16 protein-coding genes are annotated in these 18,506 nt (G+C 54.2%); 13 read left to right on the plus strand and 3 right to left on the minus strand.

Annotated features, from left to right (window positions below; all coding sequences use genetic code 11):
- Nucleotides 1-19: 19 nt before the first annotated feature.
- The gene (locus SPL01S_RS12440) at nt 20-1,558 is read right to left on the minus strand and encodes an MFS transporter (protein ID WP_063200174.1); all 1,539 of its coding nucleotides are present in this window, start codon (nt 1,556-1,558) and stop codon (nt 20-22) included.
- A gap of 140 nt (nt 1,559-1,698) precedes the next feature.
- Between SPL01S_RS12440 and SPL01S_RS12445 the strand changes: the two genes are divergently transcribed.
- Nucleotides 1,699-2,601, plus strand: coding sequence for a LysR family transcriptional regulator (locus SPL01S_RS12445; protein ID WP_063200177.1), 903 nt, complete (start codon nt 1,699-1,701; stop codon nt 2,599-2,601).
- Between the two features lie 44 nt (nt 2,602-2,645).
- Here SPL01S_RS12445 and lldD read toward each other — a convergent pair whose 3' ends face one another.
- Both lldD and SPL01S_RS12455 read right to left on the minus strand, forming a co-directional pair.
- Entirely contained in the window at nt 2,646-3,785 is a 1,140-nt protein-coding gene (lldD, locus tag SPL01S_RS12450) for an FMN-dependent L-lactate dehydrogenase LldD (protein WP_063200180.1), read from the minus strand.
- Between the two features lie 337 nt (nt 3,786-4,122).
- Nucleotides 4,123-5,043, minus strand: a complete 921-nt coding sequence (locus SPL01S_RS12455) for a LysR family transcriptional regulator (protein ID WP_063200184.1) — start codon at nt 5,041-5,043, stop codon at nt 4,123-4,125.
- A 435-nt stretch (nt 5,044-5,478) separates the two neighbouring features.
- Between SPL01S_RS12455 and SPL01S_RS12460 the strand changes: the two genes are divergently transcribed.
- From SPL01S_RS12460 to SPL01S_RS12520, 12 genes are all read left to right on the plus strand, one after another.
- The gene (locus SPL01S_RS12460) at nt 5,479-5,676 is read left to right on the plus strand and encodes a DUF4762 family protein (protein ID WP_006327659.1); all 198 of its coding nucleotides are present in this window, start codon (nt 5,479-5,481) and stop codon (nt 5,674-5,676) included.
- A 188-nt stretch (nt 5,677-5,864) separates the two neighbouring features.
- Nucleotides 5,865-6,530, plus strand: coding sequence for a DsbA family protein (locus SPL01S_RS12470; protein ID WP_063200190.1), 666 nt, complete (start codon nt 5,865-5,867; stop codon nt 6,528-6,530).
- Nucleotides 6,530-7,474, plus strand: a complete 945-nt coding sequence (locus SPL01S_RS12475; protein ID WP_063200193.1) for a hypothetical protein — start codon at nt 6,530-6,532, stop codon at nt 7,472-7,474. The genes SPL01S_RS12470 and SPL01S_RS12475 overlap by 1 nt, the downstream gene beginning before the upstream one ends.
- Before the next feature lie 19 nt (nt 7,475-7,493).
- On the plus strand, nt 7,494-9,626 hold the full coding sequence (locus SPL01S_RS12480) for a peptidase domain-containing ABC transporter (RefSeq protein ID WP_062868411.1): 2,133 nt from the start codon (nt 7,494-7,496) through the stop codon (nt 9,624-9,626).
- Between the two features lies 1 nt (nt 9,627).
- Nucleotides 9,628-10,791 (plus strand): efflux RND transporter periplasmic adaptor subunit, encoded by a 1,164-nt coding sequence (locus tag SPL01S_RS12485; protein ID WP_062868409.1) that lies wholly within the window; start codon nt 9,628-9,630, stop codon nt 10,789-10,791.
- Nucleotides 10,781-12,736 carry an ABC transporter permease gene (locus SPL01S_RS12490; RefSeq protein ID WP_063200196.1) on the plus strand — a complete coding sequence of 652 codons (1,956 nt, stop codon included), beginning with the start codon at nt 10,781-10,783 and terminating at the stop codon, nt 12,734-12,736. Before SPL01S_RS12485 ends, SPL01S_RS12490 begins: the two co-directional genes overlap by 11 nt.
- The gene (locus SPL01S_RS12495) at nt 12,733-14,124 is read left to right on the plus strand and encodes an efflux transporter outer membrane subunit (protein ID WP_063200199.1); all 1,392 of its coding nucleotides are present in this window, start codon (nt 12,733-12,735) and stop codon (nt 14,122-14,124) included. Before SPL01S_RS12490 ends, SPL01S_RS12495 begins: the two co-directional genes overlap by 4 nt.
- Nucleotides 14,117-15,394: a beta-ketoacyl-[acyl-carrier-protein] synthase family protein gene (locus SPL01S_RS12500; RefSeq protein ID WP_063200202.1), complete on the plus strand. Its 1,278-nt coding sequence runs from the start codon at nt 14,117-14,119 to the stop codon at nt 15,392-15,394. The genes SPL01S_RS12495 and SPL01S_RS12500 overlap by 8 nt, the downstream gene beginning before the upstream one ends.
- A 2-nt stretch (nt 15,395-15,396) precedes the next feature.
- Complete coding sequence (locus SPL01S_RS12505; protein WP_062868403.1) at nt 15,397-15,639, plus strand: acyl carrier protein; 243 nt, start codon at nt 15,397-15,399, stop codon at nt 15,637-15,639.
- Between the two features lie 547 nt (nt 15,640-16,186).
- Nucleotides 16,187-16,735: a tyrosine-type DNA invertase gene (locus SPL01S_RS12510; RefSeq protein WP_013814324.1), complete on the plus strand. Its 549-nt coding sequence runs from the start codon at nt 16,187-16,189 to the stop codon at nt 16,733-16,735.
- Nucleotides 16,736-17,217: 482 nt separating this feature from the next.
- Nucleotides 17,218-17,733 (plus strand): fimbrial protein, encoded by a 516-nt coding sequence (locus tag SPL01S_RS12515; RefSeq protein ID WP_006327647.1) that lies wholly within the window; start codon nt 17,218-17,220, stop codon nt 17,731-17,733.
- Between the two features lie 89 nt (nt 17,734-17,822).
- Nucleotides 17,823-18,500, plus strand: a complete 678-nt coding sequence (locus tag SPL01S_RS12520) for a fimbrial biogenesis chaperone (RefSeq protein WP_006327646.1) — start codon at nt 17,823-17,825, stop codon at nt 18,498-18,500.
- Nucleotides 18,501-18,506 lie beyond the last annotated feature (6 nt).

Below are 18,506 nucleotides of genomic sequence, written 5' to 3' on the forward strand. Positions count from 1 at the left end.
CATTCCTGGTAATAAATTGCTAGGCGGCAACCGACCGCGGTGGATAAATACGGGTCGGCATAAAAATAATCAGTGCCGTCAGTAATAACGCCAGACCAGCCACCAACATATAAAGGTCGGCGCTGGCTAAGACGTGACCTTGTCTGGTGGCGAGCTGCGACAGTTGTTCGCCAGCGGCCGCCGAAGCGTCACGGTATGTTGAACCAAAACCGTCGGTGATAACGTCGGCGTGAAAATCTCCGCGCTGCCGGCTGAGCAGAGCGATAGCACCGCTGGCCGCAGTGGCCGAGAATCCTTTCACCGCGTTGAACCATGCGGCCGCAAAAGGGCCGTCGGTCGGTAACAGCCCGCCGGTTGCCTGCATCAGCAGCGGTATAATCGCCATCGGTTGGGCAATTGCCTGCAGCAGTTCAATGGTGTGAAAATTGTCGCCGTTCCATTCTGGCGTTAGTTGAGAAGCCAACAGGCAGGCAGTGGCCATCAACAGCAAACTGATGGCCAGTACCCAGCGGCAATCAACCCGTGGCGTATTGCAAATAACGGCGATAATCGGCAGCGTAATTAATTGGGGTAGCGCCACCCACAGCATCATGTCTGAGGTTTGTTCCTGTCGATACCCTTGAATCGCAGATAAATAACCCGAAGTGATATTTACCAGTGACACCATAATAATCAGAACGCCGCCCAGCGTTATTAATGAAAAAGACAGGTTTCTTTTCTTTAATAACTGAAGATTGAAAAAAGGTAGCGGGTGAAACCATTCGTTAATCAAAAAGAGCATTAACAATCCGATACCGCCCAATAATAAGCTGTAGATTAGCGGTGAATTGAGCCAGTCGAGCCGCTCCCCCTGAGAAATGCCGGTGGTCAGCATGCCCAGCGCAGTGCCGCCGAGCAGTAAACCGCGCCAGTTGAACTGCCGCAAACGTTCCAGCCGCAGCGGGTCTTGCGGCAGACCATAGCCGATGCAAACGGCGGCGATCGCCATCAGCGGCAGATTCCAGTAGAAATATCCACTCCATCCCCAGTGAAAGGCAAAGGCGGCGGCGGTGGCACCGAGGGTGGCGCTCCAGGCGGAAACCCAGCCGTAGGCACCTAATCCCAGCACTTTGATCAGCGGCGGCATAAAGCGTAGTACCACGGTCATCAGCATCGGCGGCAGGGCGCCGCCGGCAAAACCCTGTAGGCTTCGCACCGCCAGCAGAGCCGGATAATGGCCTGCCAACCAGGGGGTGATCAGCCCGCCGGTCAGGTAAATGGCGGACATTACCAGCGCCACCCGGCGCAGTGAAAAAGTCGGCCAGAAGCATGGGGTAAACCCAGACCCGATCACAAAGCCGGTGACATAACAAGTGGTCAGCCAGCTGCCGGCATCCTGGCTCAGCAGCATGCCGCCTTGAATGTCTGCCAGGGCGAATTTGCTGGCATTCTCGCCCACTCCGCTGGCCATGACCGCTAAAAAAACACCGAATAATCCCAACCAGGTGCGGCCATTAATTTCGCCTGCGCTGGTGAGCCATTTATTCTTATGGTGCGGCGTAACAGACGCATCAACCATTCCCTACTCCTGCTGTTTCATTATCAATCTTTGTTGTTCGGGGGCAGTATCCAGATTTCTTTATATTGTTTAAAATGAAATCATGTAATTAAATAGTTGCATAAAACGCAATCCAGAATATGGCTGCAAAAGGAAAAGCGATGCCGCAAAAAATTGATTTCAACCTGATCTATGCGCTTAATCTGCTGCTTGAAGAGGGGAGCGTAGGAGGGGCTGCAGAAAAGATGAACCTGAGTGCACCGGCGATGAGCCGCATTTTGGGGCGGATTCGGCATCAGTTTGATGACCCCATCATGGTCAGAGCCGGTAAAAACCTGGTGCCAACGCCGCGTGCACTGGCACTGAAACGGCAGCTTAGCGACATCATTGAGCAGGCCACGGCGTTGATTGCGCCAACTGAATCATTTGATCCGCAAGGGTTGGAAAGGACTTTTACCATTCGCGCCAATGACATTTTTATTGGCGCGTTGGCGGGCGGGTTGTTGGAGACGCTGCGAGAAATGGCGCCCTTGAGCAGCCTGAAGTTTATTGCCGAAAGCGATACTGATGATGATGCGCTGCGTATGGGGAAAGTGGATCTGGTGATTGGCTCTTCGCGCAACTGGCACCCGGAAATCAAGACTCAGAGCCTGTTCGCCAGCACCTTCCAGGCGCTAGTGCGCCGGGGGCATCCGATCATTGATCAGGTCACGCCCGAAACCCTGACGCATTATCCTCACATTAGCGTTTCACGACGCGGGAGGACGCAGGGGCCGATCGATGATGCACTGCGGGATCTCGGTCTGCAGCGCAATGTTGCACTGACCTTGCCCGGATTTCATTCGGCCATGATGCTGACCATGAAGTCCGATTTTATCCTGCCGCTGCCGCGCCATGTGTTGCAAGGGGTGAGCAGCGTCAGTCTGCCGTTGGTAGAGATCGAACTGCCTCTGGCACTGGAGTCGGTATTCATCGTTCAGGCCTGGCATCCGCGTCTGGACCGTGATCCTGCGCATCAATGGCTGCGGCAAACCATCAAGGATTTCTTTTTGCGGCGGGAATAACCCGGCGGTGCGTTTGAGTTCGTCTCGCAGGCAACCGCCGTGATTCAGTGCCCGGCGACCAGCGAGCCGGCGCCGATCTCCGCAATGGTTTTCGCGCCGGTGAGCGTCATGGCGACGCGCATCTCCTTGTCGATCAGTTCCAGCAGATTACTGACGCCGGCACCGCCGGCTGCGGCCAGCGCATAGACGAAGGCGCGCCCCAGCAGCACGCTGTCGGCGCCCAGCGCGATCATACGCACTACATCCAGACCGCTGCGGATCCCGGAATCGGCCAGCAGGGTAATCTCCCCTTTTACCGCATCGGCGATCGCCGGTAGCGCGCGGGCGGTCGACAGCACGCCGTCCAACTGGCGGCCGCCGTGGTTGGAAACGATAATGCCATCGGCACCGAAACGCACTGCATCTTTGGCGTCTTCCGGATCGAGAATGCCTTTGATGATCATCGGTCCCTCCCAGAATTCGCGGATCCATTCCAAATCCTTCCAGGAGATGGAAGGATCGAAGTTCGTCCCCAACCAGCCAATGTAATCCTCCAGGCTGGTGGGTTGGCCGCGATAGGCTGATACGTTGCCCAGATCGTGCGGCTTGCCGCGCAGGCCAACATCCCAGGCCCATTGCGGATGAGTAAATGCCTGCAGCATGCGGCGCAGGGCGGCGTTAGGGCCGCTCATACCGGAATGGGCGTCACGGTAGCGCGCGCCTGGCACCGGCATATCGACGGTGAACACCAGCGTTTTCACTCCGGCGGCTTTGGCCCGCTCCAGTGCGTTACGCATAAAGCCACGGTCCTTCAGGACATACAGCTGGAACCACATCGGCCGATCGATAGCCGGCGCCACTTCTTCGATCGGGCAGACCGACACGGTGGAAAGGGTAAAAGGAATGCCTTTCTGCGCCGCTGCGCGCGCGGCCTGTACTTCACCGCGACGGGCGTACATGCCGGTTAACCCGACGGGCCCCAGTATTACCGGCATCGCCAGTTTTTCGCCGAACAGGCGGGTTTCCAGACTAAGATCCGACATATTGCGCAGCACGCGCTGGCGCAGGGCGATGTTAGCCAGATCCTCGGTATTACGCCGTAGCGTATGTTCGGCGTAAGCCCCGCCGTCAATATAGTGGAACAGAAAAGGGGGGAGCTTGGCCTGTGCAGCGGCCCGGTAATCGGTTGACGCGGAAATAATCATGTTTTTACTCTCTGCGATGGAGGCCGCCGATTACGGCGTGCGTGGGTAATCTCGGCCTAAAATGTAGCGAAAGTGTTAATAATTATGCTGTGTTTATTCTAAGCCCAATAGGTGAAGGGATTCTATGCCGGTTTTTTGGGCAGGCCTGGCAAGGGTAAGAAGTAATGGGGCTGGGGTAATGAATTCTCTAATTAAATATGTTTTAAATCATTTTGTTATATTTTATTGGAATGAGCGGTTGCATTCATTAGGCATGAATTTGACACAGTTTATGTCTGAAAGTGATCTAATCCCTGTTGCCGACGGTGAAAGTTAAATGGCGATAATGTGAGCCGATTCAAAAAAAGTGGCTGATATTTTGGTAGGACGTAATGATATGTTCGATCAGCAGGCGGGTTTTTAACGGCAAATTGCGGGTGTAGGGATAGACGGCGTAAACGCCTAATACTTTTGCACAATGGCCGGCTAAAATTTCCACCAGTTTACCGTCCTGCAAATCCTCGTACACCATGCAGCGCGGCACCATGGCAATGCCATAGCCGCCGATGACCGCTTTGCGGATCGCGCGGGCGTTATTGGCGGACAGGTTGCCGTTGACCTGCAGTTCGTAAATGTCGTTGCTGCCCGGTTGCTTCATTAGCCAGTTATCGGTACCGCTTTCCTGATAGGTATACGTCAGGCAATTATGCTCGAGCAGATCAGCGGCCGACCGGGGCTGAGGATGGCGCTCAAGATAGCCTGGCGAGCAGACGATCACCCAGCGGGAGTCCAGAATTGGGCGTGCGATAAGGCTGGAGTCGGGCAGGGTACCGGTGCGGATCGCCAGATCTACGCCTTCCTCGACCAAATCGACAAAGCGGTTTTCCAGCCGCATTTCTACCTTCAGGTTTGGATGTTGCGCGCAGAACTCCGCCACGCTTTCGCTGAGCAACAGTTCCCCGGAAATGGTTGGCACCGACATACGGACAGTGCCGGTCAGTTCTTCACTTTTTTCACTGACGGCGTATAGCGCATCCTGAACTTTCATGCCGATGTCTTTGGCCTGCTGGTAGAGCGCCAGGCCGCTTTCCGTGAGCGTCAGACTTCGGGTAGTGCGGTACAGCAAGCGCGCGCCGAGGGACTTTTCCAAACGACCGATACGCTTGCTGACCACTGAGCTGGTCACGCCGGCTGTTTCGGCGGCTTTGCTGAATGAGCCGCAGTCAACAATCAGGGCAAATAGAATCAGGTCATTGGCGTATTCGTGTGTGGCTAGCATTGGCATCCTGTCATCGCAGAGACCGGGTTGATACATCAGTGTAAATCCGGCACGTCAGGAAGCAATCTTTTCATCGCGGCTTACCGGCTTTTCCAACTGGTCAGATCTGATTATTTCTTATTTAAATAGCGCCCCATTTAAGAATTATCCTTTCCGTTACCTTCCCATTATTACTGGGGTTTTCTTATTTTCTTATTTTTTTATTTGTTTTTTAATAGAGTTATCTTATCAATAAGACTTAGCGGGTAAAGTAACGCTATGGCTGAATGTAAATAATTGTATTGATCTGCCAGTTTGAGAAGGCTATTATTTTTGCGACTTGGTTTCATCGTTAGTCAATTGTCCCTGCAATGGTTTTTCAGAATTGTTTTTTGCCTGAGGTGAAAAACAATAGCGTAGTGTATTTCTGATTTTAATATAAATAAGGATATTGTAATGAAAAAGATCAATCTGTCTGAAGCGGAAAAAATCGTGGGCGGCACTTTCTCCTGTGCCAAAAATTTCGAGTGGGTGGGCAACGGCAATAACCGGACCTGCAACCTGGTAACCACCTGCGCGGATAAATTTGGCGGAGTGAAAAAAACCTACCGTCCGGCGCCTTCGGCCAGCTGTGGTACCAGCGTGCCTAATTAACCCAAATGGGCTGAACGCCTGCATTTAGGTTAAGGGTTATCAAGCGGGGTGGTTTCTGTGCCACCCCGCCTTGGTCCTGCTGGCGTTTTATCAATAGCATAATATTACCGTTCCTCAGGGTATTGAATTTCCATAGTAAATGTTCACCTGGCAGGTTTGAATATTGGTTCGTTCGCAGGATGCGCCCCATGTATAAACGCCCGTTGTTATTCATTAGTTATACATTTTTTATTATTGTCATTACAACCATTATGACTTCGGTATATTTCCACGTTTACGTTATTAATCAACCCGAAAGTGAGGGCGTGAGAGCTATTGCGCCTGAGAAGGTGAATGACAGCCCATTAACAGAGGTTAATGCTATTGTCGAAGTGTTTTCTTACGCCTGCCATTATTGCGAGATAAATGAAAGTAATATCGCCGAGTTGGAAAGAAATCTGCCCGCAGGGACCCGTTTGATACGGCTGCACCTCAATGACGACGATCACAGCGGTATGGCGGCGTTTGCGCCACTGTTTGCCACGCTGACGGTCATGGGGATCGAAGCGCAGCATCGCCCGGCCGCTTATCAGGCAATCATAAAAGAAAAGATTAATTTGGCGGATAGGCAGCACCTTGTCGGTTGGCTGAAGGCTAACGGCATTAATGAAGCGGCATACGATAGGGCCAGTGCTTCTGCACCGGTGAAAGAATTGCTGGCGTATATGTCGTCGGTAAGCCGCTATTACCAGGTCAATGCTACCCCGAGCTTTATCGTCAACAGGAAATGGCTGGCGGTGCAGGACCGCGACTTCCCAGCCTTCAGCGAGCAGTTACTGTCTCTCTTACAGCATGATAAGCCGCTGGAGCCCTGATGCGCTTCTTTTCCGTATGGGCCTATCTGGCATGGAAAAATGGCCTCGACGGCATGGTTCTCTATACCACAAAGCTTGTCGGCCTCAGGGATCGGCTGGTGTGCGCCATGCTGCGGCGTATGGATTACCGCCTTTATTTGGGGCTCCGGCATCGGCTGCATTGCCGGGCATTGTTGCCGCCTGGGCAGCGCAACCGGAGCGCGGTGGCCATGGCGAATTATCGCAGTTTGCTGGGGCGTATGGATGAACTGGATTTTTCCTGGCTGATGCAGCGGCGGCGGTTGTTGGATTTTGCCGCGGTTTATGCACATAACGCCGAGCTTTTGGGCCAACTAGCACAGTGTTCCGCCCGGCTTAACCGGGTGGTGGAGCCTTTGCACCGGTCTGGAGTTCCGGTGATCCTGGCGCCGATGCATACGGTTTCCGACGTGTTGGCCACGCTGGTGGGGGCTGGGGTGTATCCGGGGCTGGCCACGGTGATTGTCTCGGGCGAGGCGCAGGAGTATCTGCGACAGGCTCCAAAGTGGCAACAGAATGTTGACCTTTGTTCCATTCACGACGATCAGCGGCGGATTGCCGGCAAGTTGGCGCAGGCGATGCTGGAAGCCGCAGAACATCGCCGCAATATTATTTTGTTCCCGGATATCACACCGGATTACACGCTGAACAGCAATAAGGATCTCTCGGCCAAGCTGGCCTGCCGTTTGTTCAATCGCCCGGCGCATTTGCACAGCGGCATTGCCCGGTTGTCGCGCGCGTTACAGGCTCAGGTGGTGTTTTACTCACTCTCTTACGACGGCGGGATCCGCATTCATATCGATGAACCGGTTGCTGCAGAAAATATCGGTCATGTCCTGCCAGGGATAGTGGAAAGGACAATGGTTCGGCATGCGGATGACTGGCTGTTATGGCATTCGCATTCATTGTTTTTTATTAATGAATAAGTCAGGGATGTAAAAAAGCATGGAACACATTATTCCAACGCCGGTCTTTCAAAGCGAAATCAATGAATGCGGATTGGCCTGTATCGCCATGCTGGCGGAAACTCAAGGGATCGAGGCGTCTTTGACGGAGCTGCGGGAACGTTATCCGGCGTCGCAGCACGGCACTTCGCTGGCGACTTTGTGCGCCATACTGTCCGAATTGGCGCTGCCGGCTTATCCGGTGGCATTTGAACATCAAGATCTCGCCGCTCTGCCTTTGCCGGCGATTTTGCACTACGGCGCGGGCCATTATGTCGTGTTGGCTTATCGTAAAGGGAACTACGTCTGTGTAATGAACCCGGCGTTCGGCCAACAGCTGCTGCCGCTTGGCGCGTTGAAAGCAGAAATTAGCGGCTATGCGCTGGTGTTGGATCGCGAAGGTTCCTCTACATCCCCTATGCCCGCAGGGAAGAAGCGCAACGGGCGTTGGCGCGCGTTCGCCAGCCTGAGCATGAAAGATACCGCCGCCCTTGCCGGTATTTATCGCCTGGCAGCCATGACATTCTTTATCTCGCTGACGTTATTCATTATGCCGGTGATGGTGGGCAGCGCGATTAACCAGGTATTCTCGACTGCGGGGGAAGCGGGTTTTCCTTACTTCTATTACCTGTTGGCATTTGTCGTTTCGACCGCTCTGGCGCTGGCCGTTCGCATGATTACCGAACGCTTTATCAAGCACTTCGTTTTGCTGCACAGTGCAGCCGGCTTTTCCCGTTTGCTTGATAATTCGCTGAATTTCTTCAATAAACGTGCGCCGGGTGAGATCTTCAGCCGTTTTACCAGTTGGCAAATGGCCGCCGGGCAAAAAATAGAGTTGGATAACAGCCTGCGCACCGACTGGATTATCGGTGCGATAGCCTTGGTGGCGATGTGTTATCTGAGCCCGATGCTGGCCCTGGTACCGGTGATCGGCATGTTCCTGATGGGGGCCGTCAGCGTATGGGCCATTTATCAGGATCGCTACTATACCCAGCAGTTGCAGGCGAAAGGCGCTGCGCAAAATGACTTTATTCTGGAGACCATCCAGGGGTTTTCAACCATCAAATCTGCCGGCCTTACCGGCCAACGGCAGCAAGGCTTCGCTGCCCACGCTCTCTCGTTGTTTAACTGCCTGCAACAACAAAAAATCTATGAGCAGGTGAAGGGCAGCGTTTACCAGTTGATCGCCAGCCTGGAGATGGTGTTTTTCATGCTGCTGGCGTTGCCATTATTGAGGAACGGCGAGCTCAGTCTGGGGGCATTCTTTGCCTACAGTTTCATCCGTGAAATTTTCACTTCTTATACCAGCAAGATCTTTTTCTCCGTCCTGCATAAAAACCAACTGCATGTGATTGACGAACGCGCGCGGGATTTGTTCCCCGCTTTGCCTTCTGCTGCCGGGCAGCGCGGCGGCCGGGCGTCTGGCTTCAACGCTCGCTTGTGCTACCGCTCGGTGACGTTTGCTTACGATGCCGGCCAACCGATTTTGCGGGATCTGTCGCTGTGCCTGACACGGGGGCAGTGCATCGCCATTACCGGCGGTTCCGGCGCCGGCAAGAGTACCCTGCTTAAGGTCATGGCCTGTCTGCTGGTGCCTCAACATGGCGTGCTGGAATTGGACGGCCAAACGATCGACGGCGGTGCGGCCCAGGGGTTGTTTTTCCTGCAAAGCCAGGAGGATATTTTGTTCAATGCCTCGGTATTACAGAATATTACGTTGTTTGCGTCGCCGGTGCCGGGGCAACGGGCGAGGGTTGAACAGGCGCTGCGCGGACTGGGTCTGGCCGACGCGGTGGCGAAGTTACCGGGAGGGGTGAATGCGCTGGTGCGGGAAAGTCACGCCGGCTTGTCGTTGGGGCAGCGTCAGCGCCTGTTGTTAGCGCGCGCCATGTACAGCGATTGCCCGGTACTGGTGCTGGATGAGCCGACGGCGAATCTGGATGAAGACACTGCGGGTAAGGTGATAGCTACGTTATTGGCTCACTGTCGGGAACACCGTAAGACACTGATTACCGTTACCCATAACCAGAGGCTGCTGCCGCTGTTTGATCGGGTTTTACACATGGCGGAAGGTCGCTTGGAAACCGCAGCTTTTCCCCACGCAGCGGTGAGATGCCCTACGGCGGCTGAGTGACATGATGAGGAAAAAAGTGTTTTTCAGCCTGATGGGGCTGTTTGCCATTGTGCTGTCGACCGCCGGAAGTTTGGCGCTGCTGAACCGTCCGGGCGCAATGGAGCCGTCGAACGCAGTGCGCATCGGCCGTGGCGACATCGAGAAAAACGTTTTAGCCACAGGCATTCTAAAACCGGCTCTGCAGGTCAATGTGGGCGCGCAGGTAAACGGGCAGTTGAAAAAGCTGTATGTCAAACAGGGCGATCGAGTGAGCCAGGGGCAACTGTTGGCTGAAATAGATCCGACCTTGCAGAAAAACGAACTGCGCAAATCACAGGCTGAGTTGCAAAGCGCGCAGGCGCAGAAACTGATGAATGAGGCGTTGTTGACGCAATACCAACTGGAACTCACACGCCAGAGGGTACTGCGACGAGATAGTGCCGGCGTACTCAGCGATCTGGAAAAGGCTCGGGCGCAGCGGGATGCCCAATTGGCGCAACTCAAGGTGAATGAGGCGCAAATCGTTCAGGCGGAAATGGCGTTGGAAACCGCCAGAGCTAACCTGGCCTTTACCCGCATTGTTGCCCCCATTGACGGTGAAGTGTTGGGCATTGTTACTCAGGAAGGGCAAACCATTGTCTCTTCACAGAGTGCGCCGACCCTGCTGGTACTGGCCAACGTGGATACCATGATGGTGCATACCCGGATATCGGAAAACGACATCCTGAAAGTACGGGTGGGGCAACCGCTGTGGTTCTACTCGGCAGCCGATCCCAAATGGCGCTATGACAGCGTGATGGGGACGATACAGCAAGCGCCGTCCGAGGCACTGGAGGCCGATCCGATGAGCAGAAATCTGAGCCAGCAGTCGTCGGCGGTGTACTACAACGGCGTTTTTGCCGTCGCTAACGGCGAGCGCCGTTTGCGCACCTCGATGACGGCGCAGGTGTTCATCGTTACCGACCGGGCGACGAACGTGCTGCGGGTACCGATGGCTGCGCTCGGTGCGCCGCAGGGCGTGGGCCTATATCAGGTACGGGTGCGCCAGGGGGAACAGACTGTGTCGCGCCAGGTGCGGACAGGCATTAGCGATCGCGGTTACGCCGAAGTTCTGGCAGGGCTGGAGGAAGGTGAGTGGGTGCTAATGGCACCGCAGAATGACGCAGAGGAAGATCATGACCGCTAAGGCCACCCCAGTGATCGTTTTGGAAAATGTTTCCCGAGACTTCAACGCCGGCGAGCACAGGGTAAGGATATTGAAACACATCTCGTTGTGCATTCGGCGTGGTGAAATGGTGGCTATTGTCGGTGCCTCCGGGTCCGGAAAATCGACACTGATGAACATCATCGGCTGTCTCGACAAACCCTCTCAAGGCATAGTCCGCATCAACGACGTGGCGATTCAGCAGGCAGACGGCGAGCGGTTGGCGCAACTGCGCAGCCGCCATGTCGGTTTTATTTTTCAACGCTATCACCTGATGCCGTACCTGACGGCCAGTGAAAATGTGGCGATCCCGGCGTTGTATACCGCTATGCCTGCTGCTGAGCGCCGCCTGCGAGCGCAGGGCCTGCTGGCGCGTTTGGGATTGTCCCAACATGGGCGCCGCCGCCCGGCCCAGCTGTCCGGCGGGCAGCAGCAGCGGGTCAGTATTGCTCGCGCTCTGATGAACGGTGCGGAAATCATTCTGGCGGATGAGCCTACCGGCGCGTTGGACAGTGTCAGCGGCCAGGAGTTGATGGGCATTCTGCATGCGTTGCACGCGGCCGGGCATACCATCGTCATCGTCACGCACGATCGCCGTATTGCGGAGCAAGCGGAGCGGATCATTGAGATCGGCGACGGAGAGATCGTTACCGATCGCCATAACGACACGCGTCGGGTATCGGCTGACGGGCATTTTCCAGCGCTTTCCGCCCCGCTTCGTCGGGCGCGCCTCTGGCCGGCTTTCAGGGAGGCCGTCAGCATGGCCTGGCGCGCTTTGCTTGGGCACCGGGTTCGGGCGTTATTGTCGATGCTCGGCATCATCATCGGCATCGCTGCGGTTGTCTCCTCGATCGCCATCGGTGAGGGGACACGGCAAAACATCCTGAATGAAATCAGTCAGCTTGGTACCAGCTCGCTGGAGATCCGCCCGGGGTTGGGATGGGAAAAGAAACGCCCGGATTTTGAACGCTCGCTGAGCTTGCAGGATGTCGCACTGCTCTCTGCATTGGCGTATATCGACAGCGTTTCCCCGGTAGCCAGTGCTCAGGTGCTGGCCGTTCGGGATGGCAAGCAGGTGCAACTTCCCGTAATGGGGGTCGGTAACGGTTATTTTCGGACGCAGGGCACTCGTTTGATCTCCGGCAGCACTTTTACTCAACAGGACTTAGACCAACGCGAACCGGTGGTGATTATCGATACGCAGCTTAGGCAGGTGCTGTTCTCCTCGTTGCGGGATCCGATCGGAGAAGTGCTGCCTCTGGCGGGCGTTCCTTATCGGGTCATAGGCGTGGCGGAACGCAAGGGAGCTAAATACGCCGGCGCTCAGCCACTTGCCTGGTTGCCTTACACCTCTTTGACCGGTCGCATATCGGGCGACATGCCGCTGGAATCGATAGTGATGCGTGTGCGAGAAGGGCTTTCGCTGACCCAGGCTCGAGATGATGTGGAGCGGCGCTTGATGTTGGAACACGGTCGGCGGGATTTTTTCACGGTGACCGATGACCAGATGACGCAAGCCCTACAGAAAGCCTCCGCCTCCATGAGCTGGCTGATTACAGCCATCGCAGGCATTTCATTGTTGGTTGGCGGAGTGGGGGTGATGAACATCATGCTGGTGTCGGTAACGGAACGCACCCATGAGATAGGCATTCGCTTGGCGGTTGGCGCCAGGGAAAGAGACATTATGCGCCAGTTTTTGATAGAGGCGGTGGTCATCTGCAGTTTGGGCGGCGCCATGGGCATTGCCTGTTCAGCCCTGGTTTGCCTGGCGCTGGCCTGGTTGACGCCGCAGGTCACCATGGTATTTACCTGGCCGCCATTGCTGTTGGCCTGTGGTTTTTCGGCGCTGATCGGCGTGGGGTTTGGCTTTTTTCCGGCGCGCACCGCCGCCCGGCTACAGCCCGTAGAGGCATTGGCGCGCGAATGAGAAAATTTTTAACGTTACTTTTTGTTTTGCTGATCGGTGGTTGCGGGGGGAGCCCTGCCGGCGGGGAAGCGCAGCGGCAGCTATTACTGCCGTCACAATGGCGCATTGCCGACGAGGATGTCGGGGCGCTACGTAGCGATGGCGCTTGGTGGGACAATTTTAACGATCCGCTGCTGTCGGCTGTGATCGGCGCTGTGCTGGCAAGTAATCAAGATCTGGCACTGGCCGGCTTGCAATGGCGCGAGGCCCTTTTGGACGCTGAGCTGGTGAGCGGCAACCTGACCCCGGATATGGCCGCCAACCTGAGTGGCCGCAATATCAGAACGCTGCAGAGCGCAACGCGACCTCAGGAGGTCTACCAGACGGCCTTCTCCCTGAGCTATGAATTGGACCTGTGGGGCAAGTTGGCGCGGGCCCGTGAACAAGCTGAATGGCTGGCCGACGCCTCCGAATTGGACCGGAAAAATACGGCGCTGGTGCTGATTGGCACCGCTGCTCGTTTATATTGGCAAATCGCCAATTTGAACCAGCAAAATCGGCAGCAGCAGGTTGCGGTGGCGATCGCCCGAAACACCGTGCAACGGGTGAAGGCGCGGCATGCCGCTGGTGACGTCGGAAAGTTTGAAGTGTTGCAGGCCGAGCAAAAGTTGCTTGAACGGGAAAACCAGCAGCATGACCTGCGCCGGCAACGGGAGAACGCGCGTAATTCCCTGGCGCTGCTGTTTGGTCAGTCGCCGTTTGCACGGCGTTGGGAGCGTCAATCGCTGGCTATCGAGAGTGTCGCCATTGTTCAACGCCAGCCGGTAGCCGTGATTGCGCAGCGGCCTGATGTCCAGGCTGCGGAACGGCGGTTGCGAGCTGCTCTGGCGGGAGCCGAGTTGGCTCGTTTGAATTTTTACCCGGCACTGAGCCTGGATGCCGCGCTGGAGGCGGGCAGCCGGGTCTTTCGGCAATGGTTCAGCGATCCGACGCGCGCGCTGGGGATGTCTCTGACGCTGCCGTTTATTGAATGGCGCAAGATGCAATTATCCAGCGAGAAAGCGCTGTTGCAGGCGCAGCAGGCGGAAATCCAGTTTCGTGATGCCGTCTATCGCGCCTTGGCGGACGTGGATAATGCTATGGAGCAGCGTTTGGAAGCGCAACGGCAAATCGACAACCAACAGCAGCATCTGACGATGAGTCGGCAAGGCGTTATTTTGGCGCAGAACCAATATCAGGCCGGTGCGGTGTCATTGCAGACGTTGCTGGATGCTCAGGATGCGCTGTTGTCCAGTGAGAATGCGCTGTCGGAGCAGCAGTACCGTTATCTGAATGCCACCATGCAACTGTGGTTGGCGCTGGGGGGCGCAGCATCTCGGAATCAAGGGAAAGGAATTAAACATGGATAAGGGAAGATTGCAGAGGCGGGTTGTGGTAACCGGCTACGGTGCTGTAACGGCATTAGGCACCAATGCGCAACAAAATTGGCAGGCTATTATGGCGTGCCGATTAGCCTATCGGTATCACGACAAATCGGCTGCGGGGATCCGCTCACGTTTTTTTGCGTTGATGGATGAAGAGCCGCCGCTTGAAGGCATATCGCGGGCGACCCTGCGTCGATTACCGCGTTTTGCTCGGCTGGCCTTGGCGGCGGCGACAGAAGCGATAGACATGGCATTCTCTTCAGCCTCGACTGGGCCGGCACATTTTTATCCTTCGCTGGATTGCGGTGCCATTATCGGCAGCGGGTGGGGCGGGCAGGATGAGATCCTGGTGAATAACGTGGATTATCAGTATTCAGGCCTGGGCCGATTGTTCGGCGGTTTTCATGCGATGCCCAATATCGCGACGGCGATCTGCAGCCAGCGTTGGTTGCTCAGGGGATATCAGAGTTCACCTGCCGCTGCCTGCGCAACGGGGAGCATAGCTATTGGCGAAGCGTTTGAGATTATCCGCAGTGGCCGCGCAACCATGATGTTGGCTGGCGCTGCCGAGTCGCTGAGGAACAATGGCGCTATATGGAATATGGATGTACTGCGTGTGTTGAGCAATGAGCAGCAGGATATCACCAAAGCCAGTTGCCCATTTAGCCGGGCGCGCAACGGCTTTGTGTTGGCTGAAGGGGCGGCGGTGCTGTGCCTGGAAGAACGCGATGCCGCTCTGGCGCGCGGCGCAACGATATTGGGAGAAATCAAAGGATACGGCAATTATTCGGACGCCTTCGATCTTACTGCTCCAGCGGATGACAAGCAGGCCAGAGTGAAAACCATGCAACGGGCTCTTGCGCAGGCGGGTCTTGGCAGCCACGAAATCGACTATATCAACGCGCATGGCACTTCAACGCCGCTCAACGATCTCAATGAAACCGAAGCCATCAAACTGGCGCTGGGAGCGGATGCATACCGAACTCCACTTTCCAGTACCAAATCTTATACCGGCCATCTGATCGCCGCCTCCGGCAGCTATGAATCCATCCTCTGTTTGCAGGCTCTTCAGCAACAGGTCATCCCGGGCACTTGCCATTTGAACGAGGCCGATCCGGCCTGCGATCTTGACTATGTTAGCGAAGGGCATCGCTGCGGGGATTTGAGGCACGTCATGAACCTCAGCTTTGGTTTTGGGGGCGCTAATGCGGCATTGGTGTTTGGCAAGGCCGATATTAATAACCAGCAGGAGTGATGATGGAAAAGTACCCAATCTTGTATGAAGCTATTTGCACTCTGCTATACGAGGCCAGGGAGTTGGATCGGGCATCCCTGTCGGCAGATATACCTTTGCGGCAGTTAGGCTTGGATAGCCTGGATTATGTGGAGTTGATGCTGCTGGCCAAGCGAGAGTTCGGGATATCACTCAGTGCGGAAATGTTTATTGACCAACCGGATCTGACATTATCAGAGCTCTGTCATTATATGTCTGCGCAATAACTGTCTATCCGTCGTCTTTCAAGCGCAGCGTTGTTGCCTGCACGCATTTATGTGGCCCGTCCATGGGCCACTCTCCTCCGCCCCCGATTATCATTCCTCGATATCGATAAATAAGACGATGAAATTATCAATATGCACTGTGTGAGTATTCTTAGTTCCTTTTGTTACATATAAAAAAGGGCTTGGAATAGCCGTGAAACATTGTTAGGAATATTCTTTATTTATAGCGACGACTGGCCGGTTCTTGTGATGACAATCTCTTTCCTTGGCGTTCTAAGTAGGTTTTTTTTAATGAAATAGAGGTTGTACATGTTGAAATCATTAACCTTACTCAGGATTGCATGCTCAGCATGCGCTTCATTTTTAGCATAAATCATGTCGGTACTTTTCAACTTCAACCAGAGCTGTTCAGTCAGATCAAATCCGCTATACTCCGCGCAGGATGCAGGAACCTATCCGTAAACCGGAGTACGCTCCGCGTATCCATTGTGGTGATGTAAAAGGAAAATGACAGCCACATTTTTCTGATCAAAGTAATAGAGGTACCATGTCCAATCGTAAACATCTAATGCCTTCCGAAGTTGAAAGGTTGCTTGAGGTTACGCTGCAGGGGAAGAATCCAGAACGTGATTACTGCCTGATATATATGTGTTTTATACATGGTTGTCGCGCCAGTGAAATTGGCGGCTGGCGACTCTCGGATATCGATCTGGAGGGCGGTAATATCTATGTCCATCGGTTGAAGAATGGTTTTTCCACCGTGCACCCATTATACCTGCGTGAAAGGCAATGCCTGCGGCGCTGGCTGGAAAAACGCAAAGAGCACCGTGGGGCCGATGGAGAATGGTTATTCCTTTCCAACCGGGGAGGACGCCTGTCACGTCAACGAATTTATTCTCTGATTCGGCATTACAGCAGAGCGGCTAAATTGGAAGTAAACGCTCACCCTCATATGCTGCGTCACGGCTGTGGATTTGCGTTGGCCGATCGTGGGATCGATACCCGGTTAATTCAGGACTACCTGGGGCATAAGAATATCCAGAATACAGTCATTTATACCGCCAGCAACGCGCAAAGATTCAAGGAAATTTGGTAAGCAGGATTTAAGTTAATATATTTAAGGAGTCACTTTGAACTAAACTGAAACATACTGTAAGGACGTGTAAAACCAATGTCAACACTCGCATCAGCACTTTCCTAAATATTCAATTTTTTTATTTAAAAACAAAAGGATGAGCGGCATTCATTTAAGTTATCGCCAGCCATGATCTAAGTATAATCCTGCTTAATTTCCAACCTCACTAAGTAATCCATTCAAGGTTCTGATTTTTTCAACCATTTACCCTTACATGGCCCTCTAATTGTTTCATAAAAAACTAAAATAAATTAAATAATCAGCATAAAAAACCAAAGGAGTCACTTTAGTTCAAAATGAACCGTTTGGATGAATAGGCTCGCGGCAATGAATCACCCCTGTCGGAGAATACATCTCGGTTTGTGAACTAAATAAAAGGAGTGACATAAGGTTATGTCGGAAATAAACCAATGCATTTTTTGCATTATTAAAAGGAAATTAGGATGAAAAAGAATCTGCTGGCTTTAGCCGTTGTTAGCGCGTCCGTATTTGCCACTTCGGCATTCGCTGCCGATGGCGTAGTCAACTTCAAGGGCTCGATTACCGATCAGTCCTGTACCGTAGATACCACATCTAAAAACAAGGAAGTTGTCTTGGGTAAGGTTTCCAAAGACGCATTCACCTTGGGCAAGACCGCAGGGGCCAAACAGTTCAGCCTGGTACTGAAAGATTGCCCGAAAACAGTTTCTGGCGCCACGGTGCGTTTTGACGGTACCAAAGTCGTGGGCCAGGCCGGTTTACTGGAGCTGACGGCGGCTACTGATGCGGCGACCGGTGTGGGGGTACAACTGCTGGATGATCAGAACAACGTGATTAATCTGGGCGTAGATTCACGCATTTACACTCTGGTTTCCACTGGGGATAACACGCTGGACTTTATGGCCCGTTATTACGCCTATGCAGCTGTTGGTACTGGTAGCGCCAACGCGACGGCAAACTTTACCGTCGTCTACCAATAAGGGTTTAGCTGACTTTCGGCAGTTAGTTAAATGGGCCAGGGGAAACTATCCCTGGCTCTTTAATCATGGATGACCAGGACGGAAAGAGAATGAAAGCAGGATATTTCACGTTGGTTGCAGCGTTGCTGATGATGTTTTGGGTGCCGGCCCAGGCTGGGGTGGTGGTGGGCGGGACCCGTCTGATTTATGACGGCGCCAAAAAAGAGTCTGCATTGAATATCAGCAATCCGGACGCCGAGCCTTACCTGATCCAATCGTGGGTTGACGCGCAAGAGGGCGACAGTGCCAAAGCGCCTTTTATCATTACGCCACCACTTTTCCGGCTGGATGGCGGGCAAAATAACCTTTTGCGGGTAGTGCGCGCGGGCGGCAATCTGCCGTCAGACAGAGAGTCGCTGTATTGGCTGAACGTAAAAGCCATTCCGTCGGTAGAGAAGAAAGACAACACGTTGCAAATTGCGATCAAGACTCGCATCAAGCTGATTTATCGCCCGCAAGGCCTGTCCGGCAATCTGGAAGAGGCGGTCGGCAAGCTGACGTGGCAGCGCAGCGGCAACGCTTTACGGGTGACCAACCCGTCTCCTTATTACCTCACCTTTTTCAATTTAAAGCTCAACGGCAGCGCTGTTGCCGGCAGCACTATGGTTGCGCCGCAGGCCACCGCCAGTTTCCCGCTGTCTGCGGGGGGGAGTGCAGGTGGAAACCTCAGTTGGCAAATAATCAATGACTACGGGGGTACCGGAAAGACGTTCGCCAGTACGTTATAACGGATT

The sequence above is a fragment of the Serratia plymuthica NBRC 102599 genome, from assembly GCF_001590925.1.
In the GTDB taxonomy this organism is placed as follows: domain Bacteria; phylum Pseudomonadota; class Gammaproteobacteria; order Enterobacterales; family Enterobacteriaceae; genus Serratia; species Serratia plymuthica.